30 protein-coding genes are annotated in these 25,570 nt (G+C 70.0%); 15 read left to right on the forward strand and 15 right to left on the reverse strand.

The window, feature by feature from the left end:
• Positions 1-4 precede the first annotated feature (4 nt).
• From qcrC to AC1DPN_RS11970, 4 genes are all read left to right on the forward strand, one after another.
• On the forward strand, positions 5-790 hold the full coding sequence (gene qcrC, locus AC1DPN_RS11955; protein WP_477084959.1) for a cytochrome bc1 complex diheme cytochrome c subunit: 786 nt from the start codon (positions 5-7) through the stop codon (positions 788-790).
• Positions 787-1,830, forward strand: a complete 1,044-nt coding sequence (gene qcrA, locus AC1DPN_RS11960) for a cytochrome bc1 complex Rieske iron-sulfur subunit (RefSeq protein WP_477084960.1) — start codon at positions 787-789, stop codon at positions 1,828-1,830. Before qcrC ends, qcrA begins: the two co-directional genes overlap by 4 nt.
• Positions 1,827-3,566, forward strand: a complete 1,740-nt coding sequence (gene qcrB / locus AC1DPN_RS11965) for a cytochrome bc1 complex cytochrome b subunit (protein WP_477084961.1) — start codon at positions 1,827-1,829, stop codon at positions 3,564-3,566. The genes qcrA and qcrB overlap by 4 nt, the downstream gene beginning before the upstream one ends.
• A 119-nt stretch (positions 3,567-3,685) precedes the next feature.
• Positions 3,686-4,312, forward strand: coding sequence for a superoxide dismutase (locus AC1DPN_RS11970; protein WP_477084962.1), 627 nt, complete (start codon positions 3,686-3,688; stop codon positions 4,310-4,312).
• 73 nt (positions 4,313-4,385) lie between these two features.
• On the opposite strand, the gene AC1DPN_RS11975 is transcribed toward AC1DPN_RS11970, so the two are convergent.
• From AC1DPN_RS11975 to ctaC, 4 genes are all read right to left on the reverse strand, one after another.
• Complete coding sequence (locus AC1DPN_RS11975; protein ID WP_477084963.1) at positions 4,386-4,784, reverse strand: META domain-containing protein; 399 nt, start codon at positions 4,782-4,784, stop codon at positions 4,386-4,388.
• A gap of 61 nt (positions 4,785-4,845) precedes the next feature.
• Positions 4,846-5,244 carry a cytochrome c oxidase subunit 4 gene (locus tag AC1DPN_RS11980; protein WP_477084964.1) on the reverse strand — a complete coding sequence of 133 codons (399 nt, stop codon included), beginning with the start codon at positions 5,242-5,244 and terminating at the stop codon, positions 4,846-4,848.
• A complete protein-coding gene (gene ctaD / locus AC1DPN_RS11985; RefSeq protein WP_477084965.1) occupies positions 5,241-7,055 on the reverse strand; it encodes an aa3-type cytochrome oxidase subunit I in 1,815 nt (604 codons plus the stop codon). Before ctaD ends, AC1DPN_RS11980 begins: the two co-directional genes overlap by 4 nt.
• Positions 7,055-7,939: an aa3-type cytochrome oxidase subunit II gene (gene ctaC / locus AC1DPN_RS11990; RefSeq protein ID WP_477084966.1), complete on the reverse strand. Its 885-nt coding sequence runs from the start codon at positions 7,937-7,939 to the stop codon at positions 7,055-7,057. The genes ctaD and ctaC overlap by 1 nt, the downstream gene beginning before the upstream one ends.
• A 256-nt stretch (positions 7,940-8,195) precedes the next feature.
• On the opposite strand from ctaC, the gene AC1DPN_RS11995 reads away from it, so the two are divergent.
• Positions 8,196-9,383 (forward strand): cysteine desulfurase family protein, encoded by a 1,188-nt coding sequence (locus tag AC1DPN_RS11995; protein WP_477084967.1) that lies wholly within the window; start codon positions 8,196-8,198, stop codon positions 9,381-9,383.
• Positions 9,383-9,601, forward strand: coding sequence for a sulfurtransferase TusA family protein (locus AC1DPN_RS12000; protein WP_477085206.1), 219 nt, complete (start codon positions 9,383-9,385; stop codon positions 9,599-9,601). The genes AC1DPN_RS11995 and AC1DPN_RS12000 overlap by 1 nt, the downstream gene beginning before the upstream one ends.
• Positions 9,602-9,661: 60 nt before the next feature.
• On the opposite strand, the gene erpA is transcribed toward AC1DPN_RS12000, so the two are convergent.
• Both erpA and AC1DPN_RS12010 read right to left on the reverse strand, forming a co-directional pair.
• Positions 9,662-10,015, reverse strand: coding sequence for an iron-sulfur cluster insertion protein ErpA (gene erpA / locus AC1DPN_RS12005; RefSeq protein ID WP_477084968.1), 354 nt, complete (start codon positions 10,013-10,015; stop codon positions 9,662-9,664).
• Positions 10,016-10,155: 140 nt separating this feature from the next.
• Complete coding sequence (locus tag AC1DPN_RS12010; protein WP_477084969.1) at positions 10,156-11,349, reverse strand: glycerate kinase family protein; 1,194 nt, start codon at positions 11,347-11,349, stop codon at positions 10,156-10,158.
• 53 nt (positions 11,350-11,402) lie between these two features.
• Between AC1DPN_RS12010 and nadA the strand changes: the two genes are divergently transcribed.
• From nadA to AC1DPN_RS12025, 3 genes are read left to right on the forward strand one after another with little or no spacing between them, the layout of a single operon-like run.
• Positions 11,403-12,611: a quinolinate synthase NadA gene (nadA, locus tag AC1DPN_RS12015; RefSeq protein WP_477085207.1), complete on the forward strand. Its 1,209-nt coding sequence runs from the start codon at positions 11,403-11,405 to the stop codon at positions 12,609-12,611.
• A gap of 1 nt (position 12,612) precedes the next feature.
• Positions 12,613-13,212: a DJ-1/PfpI family protein gene (locus AC1DPN_RS12020; protein WP_477084970.1), complete on the forward strand. Its 600-nt coding sequence runs from the start codon at positions 12,613-12,615 to the stop codon at positions 13,210-13,212.
• Positions 13,209-13,532, forward strand: coding sequence for an antibiotic biosynthesis monooxygenase family protein (locus tag AC1DPN_RS12025; RefSeq protein WP_477084971.1), 324 nt, complete (start codon positions 13,209-13,211; stop codon positions 13,530-13,532). The genes AC1DPN_RS12020 and AC1DPN_RS12025 overlap by 4 nt, the downstream gene beginning before the upstream one ends.
• Before the next feature lie 122 nt (positions 13,533-13,654).
• On the opposite strand, the gene AC1DPN_RS12030 is transcribed toward AC1DPN_RS12025, so the two are convergent.
• Positions 13,655-15,013 (reverse strand): M20/M25/M40 family metallo-hydrolase, encoded by a 1,359-nt coding sequence (locus AC1DPN_RS12030; protein WP_477084972.1) that lies wholly within the window; start codon positions 15,011-15,013, stop codon positions 13,655-13,657.
• A gap of 41 nt (positions 15,014-15,054) precedes the next feature.
• Here AC1DPN_RS12030 and AC1DPN_RS12035 point away from each other — a divergent pair, with 41 nt between their 5' ends.
• Both AC1DPN_RS12035 and AC1DPN_RS12040 read left to right on the forward strand, forming a co-directional pair.
• Entirely contained in the window at positions 15,055-15,630 is a 576-nt protein-coding gene (locus AC1DPN_RS12035; RefSeq protein WP_477084973.1) for a DUF3043 domain-containing protein, read from the forward strand.
• Between the two features lie 37 nt (positions 15,631-15,667).
• Positions 15,668-16,678 (forward strand): aldo/keto reductase family protein, encoded by a 1,011-nt coding sequence (locus AC1DPN_RS12040; protein ID WP_477084974.1) that lies wholly within the window; start codon positions 15,668-15,670, stop codon positions 16,676-16,678.
• Position 16,679: 1 nt separating this feature from the next.
• Here AC1DPN_RS12040 and yczE read toward each other — a convergent pair whose 3' ends face one another.
• Complete coding sequence (gene yczE / locus AC1DPN_RS12045; protein ID WP_477084975.1) at positions 16,680-17,300, reverse strand: membrane protein YczE; 621 nt, start codon at positions 17,298-17,300, stop codon at positions 16,680-16,682.
• On the reverse strand, positions 17,297-17,443 hold the full coding sequence (locus AC1DPN_RS12050; RefSeq protein ID WP_477084976.1) for a hypothetical protein: 147 nt from the start codon (positions 17,441-17,443) through the stop codon (positions 17,297-17,299). Before AC1DPN_RS12050 ends, yczE begins: the two co-directional genes overlap by 4 nt.
• Before the next feature lie 64 nt (positions 17,444-17,507).
• On the opposite strand from AC1DPN_RS12050, the gene yczR reads away from it, so the two are divergent.
• A complete protein-coding gene (yczR, locus tag AC1DPN_RS12055) occupies positions 17,508-18,965 on the forward strand; it encodes a MocR-like transcription factor YczR (protein ID WP_477084977.1) in 1,458 nt (485 codons plus the stop codon).
• 4 nt (positions 18,966-18,969) lie between these two features.
• Here the strand turns inward: yczR and AC1DPN_RS12060 are convergent, their stop codons facing one another.
• The 4 genes from AC1DPN_RS12060 to AC1DPN_RS12075 are packed head-to-tail and all read right to left on the reverse strand — an operon-like array spanning position 18,970 to position 21,038.
• Positions 18,970-19,182 (reverse strand): hypothetical protein, encoded by a 213-nt coding sequence (locus AC1DPN_RS12060; protein ID WP_477085208.1) that lies wholly within the window; start codon positions 19,180-19,182, stop codon positions 18,970-18,972.
• Positions 19,182-20,246, reverse strand: coding sequence for a quinone-dependent dihydroorotate dehydrogenase (locus AC1DPN_RS12065; protein ID WP_477084978.1), 1,065 nt, complete (start codon positions 20,244-20,246; stop codon positions 19,182-19,184). The genes AC1DPN_RS12060 and AC1DPN_RS12065 overlap by 1 nt, the downstream gene beginning before the upstream one ends.
• A gap of 10 nt (positions 20,247-20,256) precedes the next feature.
• Positions 20,257-20,682, reverse strand: coding sequence for a hypothetical protein (locus tag AC1DPN_RS12070; RefSeq protein WP_477084979.1), 426 nt, complete (start codon positions 20,680-20,682; stop codon positions 20,257-20,259).
• Positions 20,679-21,038, reverse strand: coding sequence for a hypothetical protein (locus AC1DPN_RS12075; RefSeq protein ID WP_477084980.1), 360 nt, complete (start codon positions 21,036-21,038; stop codon positions 20,679-20,681). The genes AC1DPN_RS12070 and AC1DPN_RS12075 overlap by 4 nt, the downstream gene beginning before the upstream one ends.
• Position 21,039: 1 nt before the next feature.
• On the opposite strand from AC1DPN_RS12075, the gene AC1DPN_RS12080 reads away from it, so the two are divergent.
• The gene (locus tag AC1DPN_RS12080; protein WP_477084981.1) at positions 21,040-22,554 is read left to right on the forward strand and encodes a leucyl aminopeptidase; all 1,515 of its coding nucleotides are present in this window, start codon (positions 21,040-21,042) and stop codon (positions 22,552-22,554) included.
• A gap of 4 nt (positions 22,555-22,558) precedes the next feature.
• On the opposite strand, the gene AC1DPN_RS12085 is transcribed toward AC1DPN_RS12080, so the two are convergent.
• Positions 22,559-22,990 (reverse strand): hypothetical protein, encoded by a 432-nt coding sequence (locus AC1DPN_RS12085; RefSeq protein WP_477084982.1) that lies wholly within the window; start codon positions 22,988-22,990, stop codon positions 22,559-22,561.
• A 106-nt stretch (positions 22,991-23,096) separates the two neighbouring features.
• Between AC1DPN_RS12085 and AC1DPN_RS12090 the strand changes: the two genes are divergently transcribed.
• Positions 23,097-23,633, forward strand: coding sequence for a TetR/AcrR family transcriptional regulator (locus AC1DPN_RS12090; RefSeq protein WP_477084983.1), 537 nt, complete (start codon positions 23,097-23,099; stop codon positions 23,631-23,633).
• On the opposite strand, the gene AC1DPN_RS12095 is transcribed toward AC1DPN_RS12090, so the two are convergent.
• A complete protein-coding gene (locus AC1DPN_RS12095; protein WP_477084984.1) occupies positions 23,630-23,974 on the reverse strand; it encodes an oxidoreductase in 345 nt (114 codons plus the stop codon). The genes AC1DPN_RS12090 and AC1DPN_RS12095 overlap by 4 nt on opposite strands.
• Before the next feature lie 185 nt (positions 23,975-24,159).
• On the opposite strand from AC1DPN_RS12095, the gene lpdA reads away from it, so the two are divergent.
• Entirely contained in the window at positions 24,160-25,545 is a 1,386-nt protein-coding gene (gene lpdA, locus AC1DPN_RS12100; RefSeq protein ID WP_477084985.1) for a dihydrolipoyl dehydrogenase, read from the forward strand.
• Positions 25,546-25,570 lie beyond the last annotated feature (25 nt).

A 25,570-nucleotide genomic window follows, 5' to 3' on the forward strand; every position in this document is an offset into this window, starting at 1 on the left:
ATCCGTGAAGGCACTCGCAGCCCGCAGGCAGGATCGGCGTGCGCCGATCGTGCTGCTCCTGCTTGCGCTGCTGCTCACCGGTGGGCTGTACGCGGTGCTGGCACCGACGTCAGCCGGCGCGGCGACCGTGAAAGCGGACGCCAGCGACATCGCCACCGGCGAGAAGCTGTTCCAGGCCAACTGCGCCACGTGCCACGGCCCCTCGGCGGCCGGCACCGCCAGCGGTCCGTCGCTGATCGGCGTCGGCGCCGCAGCGGTGGACTTCCAGGTGGGCACGGGCCGCATGCCCGCGCAGATGAACGGCCCGCAGATCGAGGCCAAGCCGGTCCAGTTCTCGCAGGACCAGATCAACCAGCTCGCGGCCTACGTGGCCTCGTTGGGTGACGGCCCCGCCATCCCGACCGCGGAGATGGTCGACCCTGCCCTTGGCGACGCGTCCAACGGCATGGCGATCTTCCGCACCAACTGCGCGATGTGCCACAACGCGGTCGGCGCGGGCGGTGCCCTGTCGCAGGGCAAGTTCGCCCCGAAGCTGTGGGACACCACGCCGACGCACCTCTACGAGGCGATGCTGACGGGTCCGCAGTCGATGCCCGTGTTCAACGACGCGAACATCACGCCTGAGGAGAAGCGCGACGTGATCGCGTTCATCGACCAGCAGGGTGGCGCGTCCCCGGGCGGCCTGACCCTCGGCGCCCTCGGCCCTGTCAGCGAAGGCCTCTGGGCGTGGGTGGTCGGTATCGGCCTGCTCATCGGCGCAGCGGTCTGGATCGGAGCTAAGTCCTCGTGAGCATCCACGAACCGGCCCCCGAGGCCACGACAGACAACTCGCTGGTGCTGCGCGAGGACGGGACCTACCCCGAGCGGTTCGAGGACCCGGGTCACCCGGACCACCACGAACGCATGGGTGACCTGGACCCGAAGGCGAACAAGAAGGCCGAGCGCCAGGTCGTCTTCCTGTTCGTGATCTCCATCATCGCCACCATCGGCTTCCTCGTCGCCTACTTCGCGAAGCCGCCGGGCACGACGCCGGAGTCGATGCGGCTGTCGAACTTCCTGCTCGGCATCGGCATGGCCATCTCGCTGCTGGGCATCGGCCTCGCCGGCGTCCACTGGGCCAAGGCCCTGATGAACGACCATGAGAAGGCCGAGGACCGGCACGAGCAGCGCAGCTCCGACGAGACGCGCGCCGAGGCCGTAGAGGTGCTCAAGGAGGGTGCGGCGGACTCGGCGATCGGCCGACGCGGCCTCCTGCAGGGCACGATGATCGGCGCTCTCGCCCTCTTCCCGCTCGCGATCATCGTCCCGATCGTCGGCAACGTCGGTGACGACTGGAACGTCAGCAAGTTCAAGCACACGATGTGGAAGAAGGGCACCCGCCTCACGACGGACCCAACCGGACGGCCGATCAAAGCCTCGGACGTGACCGTCGGGTCGGTGTTCCACGTCCAGCCGGACAAGCTGGACGAAGAGGCGCACCCGCTCGACGAGAAGGCCAAGTCCATCGTTCTGATGGTCCGACTCAATCCTGAGGATCTCAAAGAATCCGAAGAGAAGAAGAGTTGGTCCTACAACGGGATCGTCGCATACTCGAAGATCTGTACTCACGTAGGCTGTCCGGTCGCGCTGTACGAGCAGCAGACCCACCACCTCCTGTGCCCGTGCCACCAGTCGACCTTCGACGTGTCGGACGGAGCGAAGGTCGTGTTCGGACCGGCGAAGCGGCCCCTGCCGCAGCTGCCGATCACCGTTGATGACGAGGGCTATCTGATCGCTCAGAGCGACTTCAATGAGCCCGTCGGCCCGAGCTTCTGGGAGCGTCTGACGTGACCACGACATCGACCCCCTCCCCCGTCGAGAAGGTCGCCGCAGGCACGGCGGACTACCTCGACCAGCGCACCGGCATCGGCACCGCGGTCAAGGCCTTCGCCCGCAAGATCTTCCCGGACCACTGGTCGTTCCTGCTGGGCGAGATCGCGCTCTACAGCTTCGTGACCATCCTGATCTCGGGCATCTTCCTCACGCTCTTCTTCGTGCCGAGCATGAACGAGGTCGTGTACGACGGACCGTGGGAGGCCCTGCAGGGGCAGCACATGTCCGAGGCCTTCGCCTCGACGCTGAGGCTCTCCTTCGAGGTCCGCGGCGGAATGCTGATGCGGCAGATCCACCACTGGGCTGCGCTGATCTTCATGGCCTCGATCGTCACGCACATGATGCGCGTGTTCTTCACGGGCGCGTTCCGCAAGCCGCGCGAGCTCAACTGGGTGGTCGGCTTCACGCTGATGATCCTCGGGCTCGCCGCAGGCTTCACGGGCTACTCGCTCCCCGACGACGTGCTCTCCGGCAACGGTCTGCGGATCACCGACGGTGTCGTGCGGGCCATCCCGATCATCGGCAGCTACACGTCGTACTTCCTGTTCGGCGGCGAGTTCCCCGGTGACGTGCTGATCCCGCGCATGTTCACGGTGCACATCCTCCTGATTCCCGGGATCATCCTCGCGCTCATCGGGCTGCACCTGTTCTTCGTCGTGCTGCACAAGCACACGCAGTACCCGGGCTCGGGTCGGTCGAACAAGAACGTCGTCGGCTACCCGCTCTTCCCGATCTACGTGGCGAAGGCCGGCGGCTACTTCTTCCTCGTGTTCGGCGTCATCGCGCTGATGGCGGCGACCATGACGATCAACCCCGTCTGGAACTACGGCCCGTTCGATCCGTCGATCGTCTCCGCGGGCGCCCAACCGGACTGGTACATGCTGTTCCTCGAGGGGTCGCTGCGCCTGATGCCCGGCTTCGCCGAGGTCGTCATAGGCCAGTACACGCTCTCGCTGAACGTGATCATCCCGGCGATGGTGATCCCGGGCATCCTGTTCACGGCGCTCGCCCTGTACCCGTTCATCGAGGCGTTCGCGACGGGCGACCACAAGGAGCACCACGTGCTCGACCGGCCGCGCAACCGGCCGTTCCGTACTGCGTTCGGCGTCTCGCTGCTCACCGCGTTCTTCATCCTCATCCTCGCCGGGTCGAACGACCTCATCGCAACGCACTTCCACCTGTCGATCAACGACATCACCTGGGGGTTCCGCGCACTGATCTTCCTCGGTCCGTGGTTCGCGTTCTGGATCACCAAGCGCATCTGCCTCGGCCTGCAGCGCAAGGACCGCGAGCTGGTCCTGCACGGCCACGAGACCGGTCGCATCGTCCGGTTCGCCAACGGTGAGTACATCGAGGTCCACAAGCCGCTCAACCAACACGAGCGGTGGTTGCGCGTCCAGCACGACAACACGCGGCCGCTCGAGATCGAGCCGGCCGAGGACTCGCGCGGTGTGCGCCGCAAGGGCTACCGGCTGGACCGCATCCGGCAGAGGCTCTCGGAGACGTTCTACGAGGATCGCATCGAGCCAGTCACCCCTGCAGAGCTGGTCGCGGCGCACTCGCACGGAGCGCACGACTCGCTCGAGAGCGGCGACCACGCCCCAGCCGAGCTGACCTCCACAGGCACCGTGGGCGGCGGCCAGCACCTGGTCGATCCGCAGGATGAGACTGCCCCCGACGGGCGGAATCACTGACTCTGAGCAAGAGTTGTCCGAAGAGTCGGGCGGCTCGCCGTCATGGCGAGCCGCCCGTTCTTTGTCTTCCTGAGGCCGTAGCAGACGGTCTCGAACCGACGCAGGAGAGGTACTCACGCATGGCTGACTACTCGCTTCCGGATCTGCCCTACGACTACGCGGCACTCGAGCCGCACATCTCCGGGCGAATCATGGAGCTGCACCATGACAAGCACCACGCGGCCTACGTCGCCGGCGCCAACACCGCGCTCGAGAAGCTCGCCGCGGCCCGTGCCTCCGACGACTTCGCCGCGGTGAACCTGCACGAGAAGAACCTCGCGTTCAACCTCGGTGGCCACGTCAACCACTCCGTGTTCTGGCAGAACCTCTCCCCCGAGGGCGGCGACAAGCCCACCGGTGATCTCGGTGCGGCGGTCGACGAGTTCTTCGGCTCGTTCGAGGCCTTCCAGAAGCACTTCGCCGCGAACGCGCTCGGCATCCAGGGCTCCGGCTGGTCGATCCTCGCGTGGGACTCGATCGGTCAGAAGCTCGTCATCGTGCAGCTCTACGACCAGCAGAGCAACATCGCTCTCGGCCTCGTCCCGGTGGTCGTGCTCGACATGTGGGAGCACGCCTTCTACCTGGACTACGTCAACGTCAAGGCCGACTACGTCAAGGCGTGGTGGAACATCGTCAACTGGGCCGACGCTGCCGCGCGCTTCGATCGCGCACGGACCCAGACCGCCGGACTGATCGTGGCCGTCTGACCCGCCGCACGCCCCGCAGGACGCCGAAAGGCCCGCACTCGTCGCTGAGTGCGGGCCTTTCATCGTTCGGGCGTCACGCCTTGATCAGGACGCCGATCTCCTTGCCCTTGTCGTCGAACACCGTCATCTCCTCGCCGTCGACCGTGGCCGAGGTGGCCGCCGACAGCCAGGTGTCGACGTTCTCGCACGCCATCATGGTCGCGGCGAACGGACCGAACTGGACCTCGGAGCCGTCGATCTTCCACGTGCCGGTCAGCTGGTTGCATCCGTCGCTGCCGCTGACGCTGCCGTCCTCGACGAGCTCGAGGTCGACCAAGGGCTCAGATTCCGCCTGCGACCACGTCCCAGTGACATCGCTGGACTCGAGGGCAGTTCCGGAGGTGTCTTCGCCGCTGGAACAGGCGGCAAGGACCGCACCGCCCATCGCGACGAGGAGAACGATTCGTACCAGGGTGGCGCGCGGTTTCCTCATGCGTCCGACGCTAGCAGCGCGATCGTGCTGGTCACAGGGGTGAGAACCCCCGTGTGTTTTGTCAGTGCGCGTGCTGCCCGCGGGAGAACTCGAACACCCAGCCGACGAGCCCGATGATCCCGAGCGCGACCCCGATGTACGAGAGCCAGAAGCCGACCGCCATGCCCGCGAACGTGATCGCGGCCGCAACGCCGAGCACCAAGGGCCACCAGCTCCACGGGCTGTACACACCCTGGTCGCCGGCACCCTGCTCGATCTCACCGTCGGGGTCGTCCTCAGGACGGTCGTCGATGCGACGGGAAAGCAGCGCGAAGTAGGCGCCGATCATGCCGACGAGCCCGCCGACGAGCGGGATGCCGACTGTTCCGACAGCCTCGCCGTCGCTCCACCAGGCGTAGATCAGACCGACTGGGACGAAGAACAGGACCCCGTAGAGGAAGAGCTTGGTCTCGAGCTTCACCGCTCGTCCTCCGTGTCCGTGTTCGTGATGGGGCGTTCCTCGACGATCGTGGTGGTCGACTGCTCCGGCTCACCGGTGCCGTTCACCACGCGGTCCACGCCGAGAGCCGTCTCGCCGCGGCGATCTGCCTCCCAGTCGAGCGGACCGGGGTTGGGCTCGACGAAGTCCATCGCCGCGACCTCGGGGTGGTGCAGGTCGAACGCCGGGCGCTCCGAGCGGATGCGCGGCAGCGACGTGAAGTTGTGCCGCGGGGGCGGGCAGCTGGTGGCCCACTCGAGCGAGGAGCCGTAGCCCCACGGGTCGTCGACCGTCACGAGCGGGGCGTTGCGCCACGTCGTGTAGACGTTCCAGAGGAACGGCAGGGTCGAGGCCGCGAGGATCACGGCACCGATCGTGGAGACCTGGTTCATGATCGTGAAGCCGTCATCCGGCGAGTAGTCGGCGTACCGACGGGGCATGCCCTTGACGCCGAGCCAGTGCTGGATCAGGAACGTGGTGTGGAAGCCGATGAACAGCATCCAGAAGTGGACCTTGCCCAGGCGCTCGTCGAGCATCCGGCCGGTCATCTTGGGCCACCAGAAGTAGAACCCGGCGAACATGGCGAACACCACGGTGCCGAACACGACGTAGTGGAAGTGCGCGACGACGAAGTACGAGTCCGACAGCGAGAAGTCGAGCGCCGGGCTGGACAGGATGATGCCGGTCAGACCACCGAAGAGGAACGTGACCAGGAAGCCGATGGTCCAGAGCATGGGTGTCTCGAACGTCAGCTTGCCGCGCCACATCGTGCCGATCCAGTTGAAGAACTTCACACCGGTGGGCACGGCGATGAGCATCGTCATGAACGCGAAGAACGGCAGCAGGACCGAGCCCGTGACGTACATGTGGTGGGCCCACACGGTCACCGACAGCGCGGCGATGGCGATCGTCGCGTAGACGAGTCCTCGGTAACCGAAGATCGGCTTGCGGCTGAACACCGGCAGGATCTCGGTGATGATGCCGAAGAACGGCAGCGCGATGATGTAGACCTCGGGGTGCCCGAAGAACCAGAACAGGTGCTGCCAGAGGATGGCGCCGCCGTTCTCGGGGTTGAACACCTGGGCACCGAACCTCCGGTCCGCACCGAGCGCGAACAGCGCGGCGGCCAGCGGGGGGAAGGCCATCAGCACGAGCAACGACGTCACCAGGGTGTTCCAGGTGAAGATCGGCATCCGGAACATCGTCATTCCGGGGGCACGCATGGTGACGATCGTGGTGATGAAGTTGACCGCACCGAGGATCGTGCCGAAGCCGGCGAGGGCCAGTCCGAAGACCCAGAGGTCTCCCCCGAGCCCTGGTGAGTACACGGTGTTGGACAGCGGCGCGTACGCGAACCAGCCGAACGAGGCGGCGCCCTGCGGCGTGAAGAACCCGGCACCGGCGATCGTGCCACCGAAGAAGAAGAACCAGTACGCGAGCATGTTGAGCCGCGGGAACGCGACGTCGGGCGCGCCGATCTGCAGCGGCATGATGACGTTCGCGAAGCCGGCGAACAGTGGCGTCGCGAACAGCAGCAGCATGATCGTGCCGTGCATCGTGAACGCCTGGTTGTACTGCTCCTTCGACTGGAACACCTGCATGCCCGGGTCGAAGAGCTCGGCGCGGATCAGGAGCGCGAGCGTGCCGCCGATCGCGAACCAGACGAACGACGTGATCAGGTAGAGGTACCCGATGGTCTTGTGGTCGGTCGAGGTGATCCACTTGATCACCGTGCGGCCGAGAGTCTGTCGCTGCGGCGCCAGACCGGGGATGTGCTCCGCGACGGCGGCCATCAGTTCTCGCCTTCCTTCGCCACGTCGGGCGCGGTGTCCTGCAGGCGGCTGTACTCGAGTCCGAGCGAGCCCTCCTGGCCCTTCTCCTTGAGCTCCTCGATGTGCGCGTCGTACTCCTCGCGCGAGACCACCTTGACGTTGAACAGCATCGAGGAGTGGTACTCGCCGCAGAGCTCGGCGCACTTGCCCAGGTACTCGCCCTCGACCTGCGGCGTGATCTGGAAGGAGTTCGTCTTGCCCGGGATCATGTCCATCTTCATCAGGAACGAGGGCACCCAGAACGAGTGGATGACGTCGCGCGAGTTCAGCGTGAACTCCACGGACTCGTTCACCGGCAGCCACAGCGTGACCTGGTCCTTCAGCACACCGGTGCCGGCGCTGCCGACGTCCTGCGCGTGCTGCCCGGTCTCGTACGCGTCGTCGTCGAGGTAGTTGAAGTCCCAGCTCCACTGCTTGCCGATGACCTGCACGTGGTTCTGGGTCTCGGCCGACGTGTCCACGATCGCGCTGGTGTCGCGGTTCGTGTAGTAGAAGAGGACGCCGACCATGATGATCGGCAGGATCACGTACATCAGCTCGAGCGGCACGTGGTACCGAAGCTGCACAGGCAGGGTGTCGTCCGCCTTGCGCTTCCGGTAGACGGTGACGCACCACAGGATCAGGCCCCAGGTGATGACGCCGACGATGAGCGCCGCGATCCAGGACCCGACCCACAGGTTGGTGACCCGACCGGTCTGGTCGGTGATCTCGTGCTCAGACGAGCCAGGGAGCCAGCCGCGCTGCACCTCGGCGGAACATCCGCTCAGGGCTACGACGACGACGGCAAGCAGTCCAGCAATGACCAGCGCTGGCCGCCGCTTGCGACGGGGGGTGTCCGGGTGCAACGGGGGGACCTCTCACTCGCGTCCCGCCGGCGCTCCCACGGTGCAGGGGCGTCATCCGGGACCTTCGTCCTCGACTCGTGCAGCCTAGCGCCCCAGGCCGCTCGTTTCGTGCTGGCGACACCTCTTGACGACGCCGTGTCAGCACCATCTTCGTCACGTTGCGCGCAGTCTGACCAGTCGCGGGCGCGGCACGCTCCCCCGCTTAGGCGTTCGGTCTCCCGCCTGGTCACGGGCCAACCGGGGTTACGGTGCGTCCGTGAGTACGTCTGGCGAACCTGAGACCGCCGCAGCAGTCCGAGCGCCGGCTGTGACCGACGCCACTGCTCGTCGGGTCGTGCTCGACGCAGGCGGGCGCGCCCCGCTGATCGCCGAGGCGCGGACCGCCTTCGTGGAGGCCCTGGACCAGGGGTGGGCGGACCCGCGTCGCCTGCACGCCGAGGGCCGGCGCGCCCGGATGCTGCTCGACGGCGCGCGTGAGGCCATCGCGGCCGTCGTCGGCGCCCGGACGCAGGACGTCGACCTCGCGCCGTCGCACACGGCAGCACTGCATGCGGCTGTCCGGTCGGTCGCGCGCGGACGTCGGCGCGCGGGATCGGACATCGTCGTCGGCGCCGTCGAACGGGCGGCGGTGCTCAACGCCGCCGACTTCGCCGGACACCGGGTGACCGTGCCCGTCGACGCGACCGGGCGGGTCGACCCGGACGCGTTCGTCGCCGCCGTCGCCCGCCCCGGCACCGCTCTGGCAGCCCTCCAGCACGCGAACGGAGAGGTGGGGACGCTGCAGCCCGTCGCACAGGTGCACGACGCAGCCCGGGCGGCCGGTGTTCCTCTGCTGGTGGACGCCGGCGCCAGCCTCGGCCACGCGGACGTGGGCTCGGACTGGGACGTGCTCGCCGCGGACGCGGGCGACTGGGGCGGTCCCGCCGGGATCGGTGTGCTCGTCACACGTGCAGGGGTCCGACGCTCCCCCGACTGGCCGGACGACGAGGACCGCTGGTTCCCGGGCGGCGTGAGCGTCCCCGCAGCGCTCTCGGCTGCGGTGGCGCTCCAGGTGGCCGTCGCGTCGCCGCGGGCGGCCGAGCGACGCACGCTCGTCGACCTGGTGCGCAGCCGCGTCGCTGCCGAGATCCCGGACGTCGACGTCGTGGGCGACCCCGTCGACCGCCTCCCCCACGTGCTGACGTTCTCGTGCCTCTACGTCGAGGGTGAGGCGCTGCTCGGTGCGTTGGACGCCCGCGGGTTCGCGGTCGGGTCCGGTTCGGCGTGCACCTCCAGCGCGCTCGAGCCGAGCCATGTGCTGGCGGCGATGGGCGCGCTGACCCACGGGAACATCCGCCTGGCGCTGCCGCGGGGCGTGCTCGCCGCGGACGTGGACCGGTTCCTGGCCGAGCTGCCGGGGGTCGTCGCGAGGGTGCGCGCGGACTGGGGCGTCGGCGCGCTGTGATCGTCGTCGACGCCCGCGGGCTGCGCTGCCCGGCGCCCGTGATCCGCCTCGCTCGTGCCGCGAAGGACGCGCCCCCGGGCAGCACGCTCACGGTGCTCGCGACCGACCCGGCCGCGGTGCACGACGTGCCGGCGTGGGCCCGGATGCGAGGGCACGTCATGGTCGAGGCGACCGAGCAGGACGGCGTCCATGCTCTGACGGTGCGAACGAGCGCATGAGAAAGGGCCCCGGCAGACGCCGGGGCCCTACTCATCGAACGATCAGCTGAACTCGAACGATCAGCTGAACGAGCCGCCGCACGCGCAGGCGCTGCCCGCGTTCGGGTTGTCGATCGTGAAGCCCTGCTTCTCGATCGTGTCGGCGAAGTCGATCGTCGCGCCCTCGAGGTACGGGACGCTCATGCGGTCCACGACGACCTCGACGCCGTCGTAGTCCTTCAAGGCGTCGCCGTCGAGCACGCGCTCGTCGAAGTACAGCTGGTAGATCAGGCCGGAGCAGCCACCGGGCTGGACGGCGACGCGCAGACGCAGGTCGTCACGGCCCTCCTGCTCCAGGAGGCTGCGGACCTTGCCGGCGGCGACGTCGGTGAGGAGGACGCCGTGCGTCGTGGTCTGCTGCGTGGTCTCGCTCATAGTCTCTCCTGTGGGCTCACGGGACGGTGCTCACGTCTGCTCGACACTGCCAACAGCACCAGGCGCCGGGTTGTTCCCCTCCAGGGTACGTCTCCGCCGCACGTTCGTCGGTGTGCCGTGCGTCGCACCGTGTCGCGGGGCTACCTCGACCATGTCCGCGCGACCCGGGTCGTGCGTGCCGCGAGCGTCTGCGCCGGAGCCGCCAGAGCCGCGCGGACCGCATCGGGCGTCTCGCCGACCGCGTAGGCGGCCGTGATCCCTGCTGCCGAGAGCTCGCGTCGGCCGACCAGCACCTCGCCTGCAACCACGATCGTCGGGACCCCGTACGCGAGCGCCCGCGCCGCCACCTCGGACGCCGCCTTGCCGTGCAGCGACTGCCAGTCGAAGCGCCCTTCGCCGGTCACGACGACGTCGGCGTCGGCGATCCGTGCGTCGAGCCCCACGGCCTCCGCGACGAACCCGGATCCCGGCACCAGACGTCCGCCGACGAGCGCCAGACCGAAACCCAGACCGCCAGCGGCCCCCGCTCCGGGAGTCGTCGTCAGACGCGTCGTCGCAGAGGTGGCACGCGCGCCGGCCATCAGGTCGGGGCGCAAGGCGTCGCCGAGAGCGGCGGTGGCGGTGTGCGCGAAGTCGCTCAGTGCACGCTCGAGCGCCTGCGCCTGCTCCGGAGTCGCGCCCTTCTGCGGCGCGAATCCCGCGCTCGCTCCCTGGAGCCCGAGCAGGGGCACGTCCACGTCGGTCGCCACGACGAGCTCCACGCTCCGGAGCCGGTCGCGGAGCTCGCGCAGGCCCGCGAGGTCCTCCTCGGACGCCGCGCCGAGAACACCGCCGCCGTGCGCCAGCGTCGCGCGGGACAGCCCCGTGACACCCAGCGCCTCCGCCAGCCCGACCAACGCGCCCGCACCGGCGTCGTTCGTCGCCGAGCCTCCGAGGCCGACCACGACGCGCGTCGCTCCCGCACCCAGGGCCGCCGCGACGAGCTCGCCCACGCCGGTCGTCGTGGTGATGTCGGGGTTGCGGCGGTCCGGCGGGACGAGGGGCAGGCCGATCGCCTGCGCGGACTCCAGATAGGCCGTGGTCCCGACGAGGAGGAAGACGACCGGGACCTGCTCGCCGATCGGCGACGTCACCGTGACGGGGACGAGATCGCCGCCCAGCGCGCGGTGCAGCGTGGCGACGAACCCTGGGCCCCCGTCGGACAACGGACACGTCAGGACCTCGTCCTGCGGCGCGACGTCGCGCCAGGCACCGGCGATCGTGTCTGCAGCCTCGTCGGCCGTCAGGCTCGAGCCGAAGCTGTCGGGGGCGATGAGGACGCGCACGCGGTGCATCGTGACACGCCTGACCGACCTCCCGAACCGTGTGCGAGGATCGGCGCGTGAGCGTGACCACGGATCGCAGCACCTTTTCCGAGCCGGCTCCGTCGGCGCTGCTGCTGCTCGGGCGCGGCATCGACCTCGCCTCCGAACGCGGAGTCGAGTGCGTCGGTGACCTTCCCGCAGCCAGCGACCCCGACCTCGTCGAGCGCGCCCGGGTCGCCCGCGCGGCGCTCGGCACCCGCGCGTTCGTGCTCGGCCACCACTACCAGCGCGACGAGGTCATCGACTTCGCCGACGTCACGGGCGACTCGTTCAAGCTCGCGCGTGAGGCCGCCGCACGGCCCGAGGCCGAGTTCATCATCTTCTGCGGCGTGCACTTCATGGCCGAGTCCGCGGACATCCTGACCTCGGACCACCAGCAGGTGATCCTCCCCGACCTCGCGGCGGGCTGCTCCATGGCGGACATGGCGGCGATCGACCAGGTCGAGGACGCGTGGGACGTGCTCGTCGACGCAGGCGTCGCCGACGACACGGTCCCGGTCACGTACATGAACTCGACGGCGGCGATCAAGGCGTTCACCGGACGCCACGGCGGCACCATCTGCACCTCCTCCAACGCGCACGTCGCGCTGCGATGGGCGTTCGACCAGGTGGGCGGGGTAGAAGGCGCCGGCACCAGGAAGGGCAAGGTGCTGTTCATGCCCGACCAGCACCTCGGGCGCAACACCGCGGTGCTGCAGCTGGGTCTGTCGCTGGACGACTGCGTGGTCTTCGACCCCCGCAAGCCCGGCGGTGGGCTGACCACCCAGCAGCTGCGCGACGCGCGGATGATCCTCTGGCGCGGCCACTGCTCGGTGCACGGCCGCTTCTCGGAGCGGAACGTCACCGACATCCGCGCGGCGGTGCCCGACGTCACGGTTCTCGTGCACCCCGAGTGCAAGCACGAGGTGGTCACGGCCGCGGACATGGTGGGCTCGACGGAGTACATCATCAAGGCGCTCGACGCTGCCGAGCCGGGCTCGTCGTGGGCCATCGGCACCGAGCTGAACCTGGTCCGACGGATCGCGGCTGCGCACCCGGACAAGAACGTCCACTACCTCGACTCGACCGTCTGCTTCTGCTCGACGATGAACCGCATCGACCTGCCGCACCTGGTCTGGGCGATGGAGTCGCTCGTCGCGGGTCGTGCCGTCAACCAGATCGTCGTGGACCCGGACGTCGCGCACTGGGCGCGAGTCGCGCTCGACCAGATGCTCGCCCTGCCCGGGTACTGAGATGTCCACCGGGAACGGCCTGCGCGTCGGGATCTTCGTCTTCGACGGCGCCGAGGAGCTCGACGTCGTCGGACCCTACGAGGTGCTCACCTTCTGGGCCCAGACCTCCGACCTGCACCCCGAGGTCGTGACGTTCTCGCAGGACGGCGGCGGCATCCGGTGCGCCAAGGGCCTGCGACTCGTCCCCGACACGTCGGCCGCGGACGTCGGACCGTTGCACGTGCTCGTCTACCCCGGCGGCCACGGCACGCGGATCCTGCTGCGGGAGCCCCAGCACCTGGCCTGGGTCCACGAGATGCGCGCGACGACTCCCCTGTTCGTGAGCGTCTGCACGGGAGCGCTCGTGTACGCGGCGGCCGGGCTGCTCAACGGTCGGCCGGCGACCACGCACTGGTCCGCGTTCGACGAGCTCCTCGAGCTCGAGCCCGACGTCCTGGCCGACACCGAGTCCCGGTTCGTCGACGACGGCGACCTCGTCACGTCGGCGGGCGTGTCCGCCGGGATCGACATGGCCCTGCACCTCGTCGCACGCCTCGAGTCCGTCGAGGTCGCCCGCGACGTCCGCCGCGGCATCCAGTACGACCCGCAGCCCCCGGTATGACGGACCTGCTCTCCGCCCCGGTCCTCGAGCACGCCCTCCTGCCGGTCCGCCCCGGTGAGCACGCCGCGTTCGAGGAGGCGCTCGCAGCCGCGCTGCCGCTCGTGGAGTCGATCCCCGGCTTCCGGGGCGTGCACGTCTCACGAAGCATCGAGAGCCCGGACACGTACCTGCTGCTGATCGGCTGGGACTCGGTGGAGTCGCACACCGTCGGCTTCCGTGGATCGCCCCAGTACGAGCGGTGGCGCGACCTCCTGCACCACTTCTACGACCCGTTCCCGACCGTCGAGCACCACGTCACGGTCGTCCGCCGCGACATGTAGCAGCGCCCCCGGTGCTGGGATGGGCCGATGGCCCGCACCGTCCCCTGGGTGCCGTGCGGCGACCTGGAGGAGGCGCTCACGTTCGGCGTCGCTGCGGCCGCGCCGCGCTCCCGGCATGCCGGTCAGCCCTGAGCGAGCCTCTCGAGCAGGAGCGCCTCGGCCAGCACCACGTTCACCAGCTCGCCCAGATGCACCGACTCGTTGGCGCCGTGCGCGCGGCTGTCCGGGTCCTCGACACCCGTGACCAGGATCGACGCGTCCGGGAACACGTCGAGCAGGTCCGCGATGAACGGGATCGAGCCGCCGACGCCGATGTCCACCGGCGCCGTTCCCCACGACTGCGCGAACGCCCAGCGAGCGGCCTGCATCGCGGGCGAGTCGGTGGGTGCCTGGAACGGCTTGCCCGCCTCGCCGTCGGTGACCGTGACGTGAGCGCCGAACGGCGCGTGCCCGAGCAGGTGGGTACGCAGCGCGGTCATCGCCGCGGCGGGGTCCTGGCCGGGCGCCAGGCGCACGGAGAGCTTGGCCGACGCACGAGGCGTGATGGTGTTCGAGGCGCTCGCGACGCGCGGGGCGTCCAAGCCGATGACGCCGATCGCCGGCCGCGTCCACAGTCGCGCCGTGATCGGGCCGGTACCCGCGAGCCGCACACCGTCGAGCACGCCTGCGTCGGCGCGGAACGCGGCCTCGTCGTAGTCGACCGTCGGGTCCGGTGCGTGCACCAGGCCCTCGACGGCGACGTCGCCGGCGTCGTCGTGCAGCGTCGTGATCAGGCGCGCCAGGAGCGTCGGGGCGTCGAGCACCGCGCCACCGAACATCCCGGAGTGCACGGCGTGGTCGAGCACGGCGACCTCGACGACGCAGTCGACGAGACCGCGCAGGGACGTGGTCAGTCCGGGCACGCCGACAGCCCAGTTGGTCGAGTCGGCGACGACGATGACGTCCGCGGCGAGCAGGTCACGGTGGGCGGTGAGGAACGGCAGGAACGTCGGCGACCCGATCTCCTCCTCCCCCTCGACGAACACCGTCACACCGACGCCTAGCTCGTCGCCGAGCACGCGCAGCGCGCCGACGTGCGCGACGATCCCCGCCTTGTCGTCGGCTGCGCCGCGTCCGTAGAGACGGCCGTCGCGCTCGGTGGGCACGAACGGCGAGCTCAGCCAGTCCGCGTCGTCACCGGGCGGCTGGACGTCGTGGTGCGCGTAGAGCAGCACCGTCGGAGCACCGGCGGGTGCCGGACGTCGGCCGACGACCGCGGGCGCTCCCCCGTCGACGCGCAGCACCTGGACGTCGTCGAAGCCCACGCCCCGCAGGAGGGCGACCACGGCGTCGGCGCTCGCGGCGACGTGCGCCTGGTCGAACTCGGCGTTCGACACGCTGGGTATCCGTACGAGGGCCTCGAGATCAGCGCGCAGGGCGCCGAAGAGGTCGATCGTGCGACGCCGCAGCGCCTCGGTCCGGTCGTCAGGTGCAGAGTTCACGTCGGTCACGGTCAAGCACGCTACTCGACTATCCTGGAGCCGTGCCCGGACGCAACGACCCGCAGCCCGCCCTCTCCGAGGACCCTTCGTCGACCCCGGTCGGCAAGGGGCGGCCGACGCCGAAGCGCAAGGATGCCGAGGCCGCGAACAAGCGTCCGCTCGTGAACACGGACCGCAAGTCCGCGCGCAAGGCAGACTCCAGCAAGGCACGCACGCAGCGCGACCTCGAGCTCAAGGCCATGCAGACCGGCGACGAGAAGAACATGCCGGCGCGTGACCGTGGACCGCAGCGCCGGTTCATGCGTGACGCGGTCGACGCGCGGTGGAACCTCGGCGAGTTCATGATCCCGGTCGCGATCGTCCTGTTCATCGTGCAGCTCATGTTCGCCAAGACCATCATCGGCGAGATGGCGATCAACGTGCTGTTCCTGTTCATCGTCGCGTTCTCGCTCGACTGCTTCCTGCTGTGGCTGAGCGTCAAGAAGCGTCTGCGGGCCAAGTTCGGTGCCGACGTCCAGCTCAAGGGTGCCGCGTTCTACACGGTGAGCCGGTCGCTGCAGATCCGCCGCAGCCGCCTGCCCAAGCCGCAGGTGAAGCACGGCCAGCGTCCCAGCTGACGCACGAGGCGTCCCCGCTGACGCATAAGGTCGAGGCATGGTTTCCTACCGCTTCCTCGGCCGCTCCGGCCTCAAGATCACCGAGATCACCTACGGCAACTGGCTCACGCACGGCTCGCAGGTGGAGAACGACACGGCCAAGGCCTGTGTCCGCGCCGCGCTCGACGCCGGCATCACGAGCTTCGACACCGCCGACGTCTACGCCAACACCAAGGCGGAGACCGTCCTCGGCGAGGCCCTCAAGGGCGAACGCCGCGCGGGGCTCGAGATCTTCACGAAGGTCTACTGGCCGACCGGCCCCGGCGGGGCCAACGACTCGGGCCTCTCGCGCAAGCACATCCTCGAGTCCATCGACGGCTCGCTGCAGCGCCTGCAGACCGACTACGTCGACCTCTACCAGGCGCACCGGTACGACGAGTCGACGCCTCTCGAAGAGACGATGCAGGCGTTCGCGGACGTCGTGCGGTCGGGCAAGGCCCTGTACATCGGCGTCAGCGAGTGGACCGCGGACCAGATCCGCGCGGGTCACGCGCTCGCGCAGGAGCTCGGCATCCACCTGATCTCGAACCAGCCGCAGTACTCGGCGCTCTGGCGCGTCATCGAGGGCGAGGTCGTCCCGACGTCCCAGGAGCTCGGGCTGTCGCAGATCGTGTGGTCCCCAGTCGCTCAGGGCGTGCTGACCGGCAAGTACCTGCCCGGGCAGCCCGTGCCCGCCGGCTCGCGAGCGACCGACGAGAAGGGCGGTGCGCGGTTCATCGGGCGCTTCCTGGAGAGTCCCGAGATCCTGCAGCGCGTGCAGGACCTTCGCCCGGTCGCCGACGAGCTCGGTCTGTCGCTCGCGCAGCTGGCCGTGGCGTGGGTGCTGCAGAACCAGAACGTGGCGGCCGCGATCATCGGCGCGTCCCGTCCGGAGCAGGTCACCGAGAACGTCAAGGCGTCCGGCGTGGTGATCCCGGCCGAGCTGCTCGCCCGGATCGACACGATCCTCGGCGACTCGGTCGTCGACGACCCGGCCGAGACGGCCCGGAACGCTCCGGGCGCACGCTGACTCACACCGTCTGGACGGCCGGCTCCTGGACGGGGACGGCCGTCCGGACGGTGAAGCGCGGAAGAAAGACGTGCACGAGCGGGCCGATCGCGAGCGCGTAGGCGATCGTCGCCGGACCGAACGTGCCACCCAGGATCCAGCCCGCCGTGATCACGGTGGCCTCGATCGCGGTCCGGACCAGCCGGATCGACCAACCCGTCCGCGCGACGAGACCCGTCATGAGCCCGTCGCGAGGCCCGGGACCGAGGCGCGCACCGACGTAGAGACCCGTCGCCAGGCCGTTGAGGACGATGCCGGCCGCTGCGAGCCCGATGCGGGCGCCGAGCGGCATCGGGTCGGGCAGGAGGTCGAGCAGCGCGAAGAACGGGTCGACGAGCAGGCTGATCACCGCGACGTTGGCCACGGTCCCGATACCCGGTCGCTGCCGCAACGGGATCCAGCACATGAGGACGACGAGGCCCGTGATCAGGGTCACGACGCCGAACGACAGCCCCGTGTGCAGCACGATGCCCTGCGTCAGCACGTCCCACGGCATCGACCCGAGATCGGCGTGCACGACCATCGCGATCGACGCCGCGTACAGCACGAGCCCGACGAGCAGCTGTCCGGCTCTCCGGGTCACCACGTGGTCCGCTCCGCCCAGTCGTAGCGCGAGGCAGGCGGGGTCCGGTGCCCCAGGCCGTCGCGACGGATGACGCGAGCCACCGCGACGACGAGTGTCGTCGTCAGCAGGAGTGTCAGCAAGATCAGTAGCCACATGCTCATGGTCACCAACCATGAGGCCATAGTGGCCTTTTAGAACATAGCCACTTCTGGCATAGTGGCTTTCATGACGACGAGTGACCTGCCGACCGACCGCCGCATCAGCGGTCACCGTCTCCGCTCCGTCCTCGGCGCCTGGCAACGCCCTGGGCCTTCCTACGTCGCGCTCGCCGACGCCCTGCGCGCGGCGATCCTGTCCGGCTCGGTCCCCCTGAGCACACGCCTGCCGAGCGAGCGCGAGCTGGCCGACTCGGTCGGCGTCTCGCGGACCACCACCACGGCCACCTACGGCCTGCTCCGCGACGAGGGCTATCTCGTCAGCCGCCAGGGCTCCGGCACCGTGACCACGCTGCGGAGCGGTCAGGGCAACCGCGGCACGTTCGAGCCGAACAGCGACGAGCCCGGCGTCGTCGACCTGTCCATGGCGGCTCCGTCGGCACCCTCGGTCCTGCACGGTGCCTACCTCGCCGCCCTCGACGAGCTCCCTCGGCACCTCTCCGGCACCGGCTACGCGCCGCAAGGGCTGCCTGTCCTTCGTGAGGCGATCGCGGCCTGGTACACGCGTCGCGGCACTCCGACGACATCGGACCAGATCCTCGTGACGACGGGCGGCCAGCAGGCGATCCACCTGCTCGTGCACGCGCACGCGGGCCCCGGAGACCGTGTCGTCGTCGAGCACCCCACCTACCCGCACGCGATCGACGTGGTGCGCGGCGCCGGCGCCCGTCCGGTTCCCGTGCCGTCCGGCGGCCGTGGGCTCGACATCGACCTGCTCGAGTCGACGATCCGGCAGGTCGCCCCGCGGCTCGTCTACCTGATCCCCGACCACCGCAACCCCACCGGCACGTCGCTCGACGACGACGAGCGCGCCGCGGTGCGCGCCATGGCCCGTCGCTACCGCACGACCGTGGTCGGAGACGAGGTCATGACCGAGCTGACGCTGGACGGGCCAGCCCCCTCCTCGTTCTACGGCGACGGCACCGGCTCCGCGTTCGTCGTCTCGATCGGCTCGGCGTCAAAGTCGTTCTGGGGCGGCCTGCGCGTCGGCTGGGTCCGGGGCCACCCCGACCTCGTCTCCCGCCTCGCGTCGGCGCGCGCGAGCGTCGACATCGGCTCGGCCGTCCTCGAGCAGCTCGTGGTGGCCGAGCTGCTCGCCCGACCCGTCGACCTGCTCGACCGTCGCCGCGCAGTGCTGCGCGAGCGCCGCGACCTCCTCGCAGGCCTGCTCCTGGACCGGCTGCCGTCGTGGCGCTTCGAGCTCCCCCGAGGTGGGCTGTCGCTGTGGGCCGACCTGGGCGCGCCGGTGTCGAGCGCTCTCGCCGCGGTCTCCCTGCGGCACGGCGTGCGGATCGTGCCGGGAACCGCGTTCGGGGTCGACGGCAGCTTCGAGCACAACCTGCGGGTGCCGTTCACGACGACGCCGGACGAGATGCGCCGTGGCGTCGCCGGGCTCGCGGACGCGTGGTCGACCCTCGGCATCACGGAGTCGACCAGCGGGCCGACCCGTGTGCACGCGATGGTGTGACGACTCAGGTGTAGGGAAGCGTCAGCGTGGGGGTTGCCTGCGTGCCCTCGTGCAGGAGCCGGACCGCGTGCACGTTCTGCGCGGCAAGGGTCCGCCAGTGCTCGCCCAACCACTGCTCGGCGTCGTACTGCGTCGTGAACACCGGACTCACCGGGGTGCTCACGGGCTCGGCGTCGGGGCCGTCGAAACGCCACTCCCACTGCGGCCGCAGGACCATCACGCGACCGCCTTCCGCTGCGCGGGCGACCGCAGGGCCGCGTCTGCGCCGAGGGCGCGGCTGATGCGCGACGGCCAGAAAGGTCCCTCGTAGATCAGACCGGTGTACCCCTGCACGAGGGTCGCCCCGACGGCGACGTACTCACGTGCGTCCGCGGGCGTGGTGATGCCACCCACGCCGATGATCACCGCGTCGGGTCCGAGCCGGCTGCGCAGACGGGCGACGACGTCCAGCCCGCGCGCGAGCACAGGCGGGCCTGACAGTCCGCCAGGCCCGAGGTCGTGCGCGATCGTCGTGTTGACCGCGACGATCCCGTCGAGACCGAGCTCGGCGGCCAGCTCGGCCACCGCGTCGACGTCCGCGTCGGACAGGTCCGGCGCGATCTTCACCAGGAGCGGGACAGCGGGCTTGCCGGCGGCCACCGTCGCCTCGTCGGCCGCGACGCGCGTGGCCACCAGGATCGGGCGCAGCGCCTCGACAGACTGCAGGTCGCGCAGGCCGGGCGTGTTGGGCGAGGACACGTTGACCACGAGGTAGTCGGCGAACGGCGCGAGCCGGCCCGCGCTCGTCGCGTAGTCGGCGGGAGCCTGCTCGGCCGGGGTCAGCTTGGTCTTGCCGATGTTCACGCCGACCACGAGCCGACGGCCCGCCGGGGTCGCGCGCAGCCGACGCAGGCGCGCGGCCACGTCGGCGGAGCCCTCGTTGTTGAAGCCCATGCGGTTGCGCAGCGCCCGCTGGTCCAGCACGCGCCACAGACGCGGCGGCTCGTTCCCGGTCTGCGGGTGCGCGGTCACGGTGCCGACCTCGACGAACCCGAAGCCGAGCATCGTCAGGCCCGCCACGCCGAGGGCGTTCTTGTCGAAGCCGGCGGCGAGCCCGAACCGGGACGGGAACTGGCGCCCGAACACACGAACAGCGCCCGCGGACGGCGCGGCGAACATCCGGGCGACGAGCCCGTCGAGCAGGGGGACGCGCGCAACACCACGGATCAGCGCGAACGCGACCTCGTGAGCGCGCTCGGGGTCCATGCGGCGGAAGACGACGTCGAAGAGCAGGCGGTACACGCTCTCAACCCTAGGCGTTGGTCGACACGGGCTCGGCACGGCCGGTGCGCCACAGCCAGAGCAGACCCAGGAACGGCAGGATCACCGGGATGTAGCCGTAGCCCTGCCCGAAGGCCGACCAGACGGTCTCGTCGGGAAAGTCGTCGACGACGGTGAGCGACAGGATCCCGACCGTGAGGACGCCGACGAGCTCGATGCTCACCGCCCACCAGGCGAGCGTCCGCCAGTCCCTGGCCAGGGCCAGCGTCGCGACGACGTAGATGATGCCGGCGACGAGCGAGAGCACGTAGGCGACCGGGGCCTCGTCGAGCTTCGTGGTCACCTGGTAGATGCCGCGGGCGGTCGCGGCCAGCGCGAGGATCCCGTAGACCGCCACGAGCAGGCGCCCCGGGCCGCTGGCTGTCGAACGCGTACCGGTCGGTCGGGCGTCGGTCACAGGTTCCCCCAGATCTGCAGGAGCCGGAGCTCGAGGAATGCCACGGTCAGCGCGGCGACGAGCAGGACCACCGAGCTCCAGCGCGTCCGCTCGGCGAACGCCCAGGCAGCGGCGATGGGCAGGATCACGAGCTGCGTCAGCACGTAGCCCCACAGCAGGACCCCGTCGACGTCAGGCGAGCCGGTCGCGGCCAGCACCCCGGCGACGAGCGCCTGCACGACGAGCACCGCCTCGACCACGGCGGCGCCCCAGAGCTGCCGCAGGATCACGGCGCGGTCCTTGACGACGAACCAGAGGGCCCAGCCGGCCAGCCCGGCGCACAGGGCGGCCACGAGCAGGGCGAGGGGGACGATCACGATGCCCCACCGTACCGGCGCGCCGACCTATAGTCGGACCGTGACCGTCACGCTGACCTCCCAGGACCTTGCCCGCCTCGCCGTCGACGCCCTCGTCATCGCGGTCGCCCAGCAGGACGGCAAGCCCGTCGCCCTAGGGGTGGACGATCTGCCGAAGGACCTGCGGAACCTCCTCGCCTCCAGCGCGTCCGCGCTCGGTATCACGGGCGCGGCCGACGAGGTCCGCCGGCTGCCCGGTACCGGCCTGAAGGCGGAGGTCCTGGTGCTCACGGGCGTCGGCTCCGGCGCCCTGACGCCCGAGACGCTGCGCCGGGCCGCGGGAGCCGCGACGCGCGAGCTCGTCGGCACCGCGAACGTCGGACTGGCACTGCCTGCCGACGACGCCGAGGCCGTGGCGGCCGTCGCCGAGGGCGCGCTGCTCGGTGCGTACTCGTACGCGCGCTACAACGCGACCGCCAAGGCTCCTGTCGCGACGATCCAGATCATCACCAAGCACCCGCGCGACCGCGCCGCCAAGGACGCCGTCGCCCGCGCCTCCGTCGTAGCCGCCGCGGTGCACGCCACCCGCGACCTCGTGAACACCGCCCCGAACGACCTCTACCCGGCCGCGTTCGCCGACCTGGCGAAGGCCGCCGTGAAGGACTCCGGCGCCAAGGGGCTGCGTGTGACGGTCATCGACGACAAGGCGCTGCTCGCCGGCGGGTACGGAGGGCTGACCGGCGTCGGCCAGGGCTCGTCGCGCGGCCCGCGTCTGGTCAAGGTGGCCTACTCCCCCGCACGCGCCAAGGGGAAGGTCGCTCTCGTCGGCAAGGGCATCACGTTCGACTCCGGCGGCATCTCGATCAAGCCCGCCGCGGGCATGGAGGCGATGAAGTCCGACATGGCCGGCGCAGCCGCCGTGCTCAACGTCGTCGTCGCGGCCGCGAAGCTCGAGCTGCCCGTGGCGGTCACCGGGTGGCTGTGCCTCGCGGAGAACATGCCGTCCGGGACGGCGCAGCGGCCGTCCGACGTCATCACGATCCGCGGCGGCAAGACGGTCGAGGTGCTCAACACCGACGCCGAGGGCCGGCTCGTCATGGCCGACGGCCTGGTCGAGGCCGTGGCGGAGAGTCCCGACGTCGTCATCGACATCGCGACGCTCACGGGTGCGCAGATGATCGCGCTCGGCAACCGGGTGTCTGCGGTCATGGGCACAGACGACGTGCGTGCCGAGGTCGTCGAGGCCGCGAGCACCTCCGGGGAGCAGTTCTGGCCGATGCCGCTGCCCGCCGACCTGCGCCCCGGGCTGAAGTCGAAGGTCGCCGACATCGCCAACATCAGCGACCGGTTCGGCGGCATGCTCACCGCGGGGATCTTCCTGCAGGAGTTCGTCGGCTCGACGCCGTGGGCGCACCTCGACATCGCCGGACCGGCCTTCAACGAGCGCTCCGCCCACGGGTACACCCCGGTCGGCGGCACGGGCGTCGGCGTCCGCACGCTGCTGACCCTCATCGAGGGCCGGACGCCGCCGGCGTAGCGGTTCAGCCCGCGTCGCGCGCTGCTCCCTTCGCCGCCAGCGCGGCGAACTCGGGCTTGCCGAACGCTGTGCCGAACAGGCCCCAGCCGCCCTCGACCGCCTCGGTGATCACGACCCACGTCTGCACGCCCTCGCCCGCGAGGTCCGCGACGATCCGGGTGGCCTCGCGGGTGAGCACGCGCTGCCCCTCGCGGTCGAGCGAGTCCGGCGGTGTGATCACCTGGACGCGCACGGCGCGCGCCGCAGGGTCGGCCGCTGTGGTCACCTGCGGCAGGCGGTGCACGAAGGCGGCCGTGTTCTCGGTGAAGAACGGACCGATGACGGGCTCGGTGTGGCCCTCGGCGCGCAGGACCGCGTAGGTCAGGTCGGTGGCGAGCTGACGGTCCGCGTCCGCCGGAAAGAGGTCGTCGGGCATGTAGACGTCGATCATGGGCATGGCTGGCTCCTCGTCGCGACAGACTATGATGATGTACATAGAACGTAAGTTATGACGATCGTCATAGTCAAGGGAGCGGCCAGTGGTAGGCGAGACGAGGGCGCGGATGGTCGACGGGGCGGTGCGGCTCCTGGCGACCCAGGGCACGCAGGGCACGTCGTTCGCCGACGTGCTCGAGCTGACCGGTGCACCGCGCGGCTCGATCTACCACCACTTCCCCGACGGCAAGGACCAGCTGCTCGCGGCCGCCGTCGACCTCGCCGGCGCGCGCGCGCTGGAGGCCGTCGACAGCTGGGCGGGCCGGTCGCCGCTGGAGGTGACCGAGTCGTTCCTCGGGCTCTGGCGCGCTGTGCTGTCCCGTTCCGGGCTCCGTGCGGGGTGCGCCGTCCTGGCAGTCACCGTCTCGACCGGCTCGCCCGACCTGCTCGGACACGTCGCCCAGGTGTTCCGGTCGTGGCGCATGCGGCTCGCGGACCTGTTCGTCGACGGCGGCATGGGTGCCGACGACGCGGCGGGCTTCGCGGCGACGCTCGTGGCAGCGTCCGAGGGCGCCGTCGTCGTCAGCCGGGCCGAGCAGTCGATGGAGCCGTTCGAGCTCGTCGCCGGCCAGCTGCTCCGGACCGTGCCGGCCCTACGGGGCTAGACCTCGTTCGCGCGCTTCTTCGAGATGCGCTGCCGCGAGTTGTAGTCGCGCACGCGCTGCGGGTAGCCGGTGCGCTGGACGTCGTAGATCGGGATGTTCATCTCGCGCGCGATCTCGGCAGCCGCCTCGCCGTCGGGGACACGCCGGCGGGTCCACTCACCGTCGGTCGCGACGAGCATGACCGTGGTGGGCGTCGAGTTGGTGCGCGGCTCGACGTAGGCCTCGACCCCGACGCGCGTCAGGATGAACTCCTTGAGGTGCGCCACCGTGGCGTCGCGCGCCGAGCGGTCGGTCGGTGCGTCGTTGGCGGCCGGATGCTTCCGGCGCGAGAACAGGCCCATGCCTCGTGAGGGTACATTCCGAGACCGGTAGGAACCTGTGATGCACGAGACGAAACATCGGTCATGGGACGAATGTTCTGAGTGTCACATGAGCGTGTCGGTCGTCCAGGTCGTTCCGGACCTGCGGGGATGACAAGATGGTCGGCGAGCTCGAGACCACACGTCTGCGTATGAGGAGTCTGCACGTGGCCGACACCACCGGCACCGCTTTCGACATCGTCGTCCTGGGCGGAGGCAGCGGCGGCTACGCGGCTGCCCTCCGAGCAGCCCAGCTCGGCAAGTCCGTCGCACTGATCGAGGCCGACAAGGTCGGTGGAACCTGCCTGCACGTGGGCTGCGTCCCCACCAAGGCTCTGCTGCACGCCGCAGAGCTGGCCGACAACGCCCGCGACGGCGCCCACTTCGGCGTCCACACCACGCTCGAGAAGATCGACATGGCCGGCGTCAACGAGTACAAGGCGACCGTGATCGGTCGTCTGTACAAGGGCCTGCAGGGACTGATCAAGTCCCGCAAGATCACCGTCTTCGAGGGCTACGGCAGGCTCGTCGGCAAGGACACGGTCGAGGTCAACGGTGAGCGCATCACCGGCGAGTACATCGTCCTCGGCACCGGCTCCTACGCCCGGACGCTGCCCGGTCTCGAGATCGGCGGCCGGGTCATCACGTCCGACCAGGCGCTCCAGCTCGACTGGGTGCCCAAGTCCGTGATCGTCCTCGGCGGCGGCGTCATCGGCTCGGAGTTCGCCTCCGTCTGGAAGTCCTTCGGGGCCGACGTCACGATCGTCGAGGCGCTCCCACACCTCGTCGCCAACGAGGACGAGGCGCTCTCCAAGGCGTTCGAGCGCCAGTTCCGCAAGCGCGGCATCAACTTCAACCTGGGTGTCCGGTTCGCCGGCGTGACCCAGGACGACAACGGGGTCCGCGTCACGCTCGAGGACGGCAAGACGTTCGAGGCCGACCTGCTGCTCGTCGCCGTCGGCCGCGGTCCGCGCACCTCGGGCCTCGGCTACGAGGACCAGGGCATCACCCTCGACCGCGGCTTCGTCATCACGAACGACCGCCTGCACACCGGCGTCGGCAACATCTACGCCGTCGGCGACATCGTGCCCGGCCTGCAGCTCGCCCACCGCGGGTTCGCGCAGGGCATCTTCGTGGCCGAGGAGATCGCCGGGCTCAACCCCGCGACGATCGTCGAGTCGGGCATCCCGCGCGTGACGTACTCCGACCCCGAGGTCGCCTCGGTGGGCCTCACGGAGGCGCGCGCCAAGGAGGTGCACGGTGCCGAGAACATCGAGTCGCTCGAGTACAACCTGGGTGGCAACGGCAAGAGCCAGATCCTCGGCACGCAGGGCTTCGTCAAGCTCGTGCGGCAGAAGGACGGCCCGGTCGTCGGCATCCACATGATCGGTGCGCGCGTCGGAGAGCTCATCGGGGAGGGCCAGCTCATCGTGAACTGGGAGGCCTACCCGGAGGACGTCGCGTCGCTCGTGCACGCACACCCGACGCAGAACGAGGCCCTCGGAGAGGCGCACCTCGCCCTCGCCGGCAAGCCGCTGCACGCCCACAACTGACCACACGATTCGAAGGAGACACGAG

It is taken from the genome of Cellulomonas sp. P4_H4, assembly GCF_056400865.1.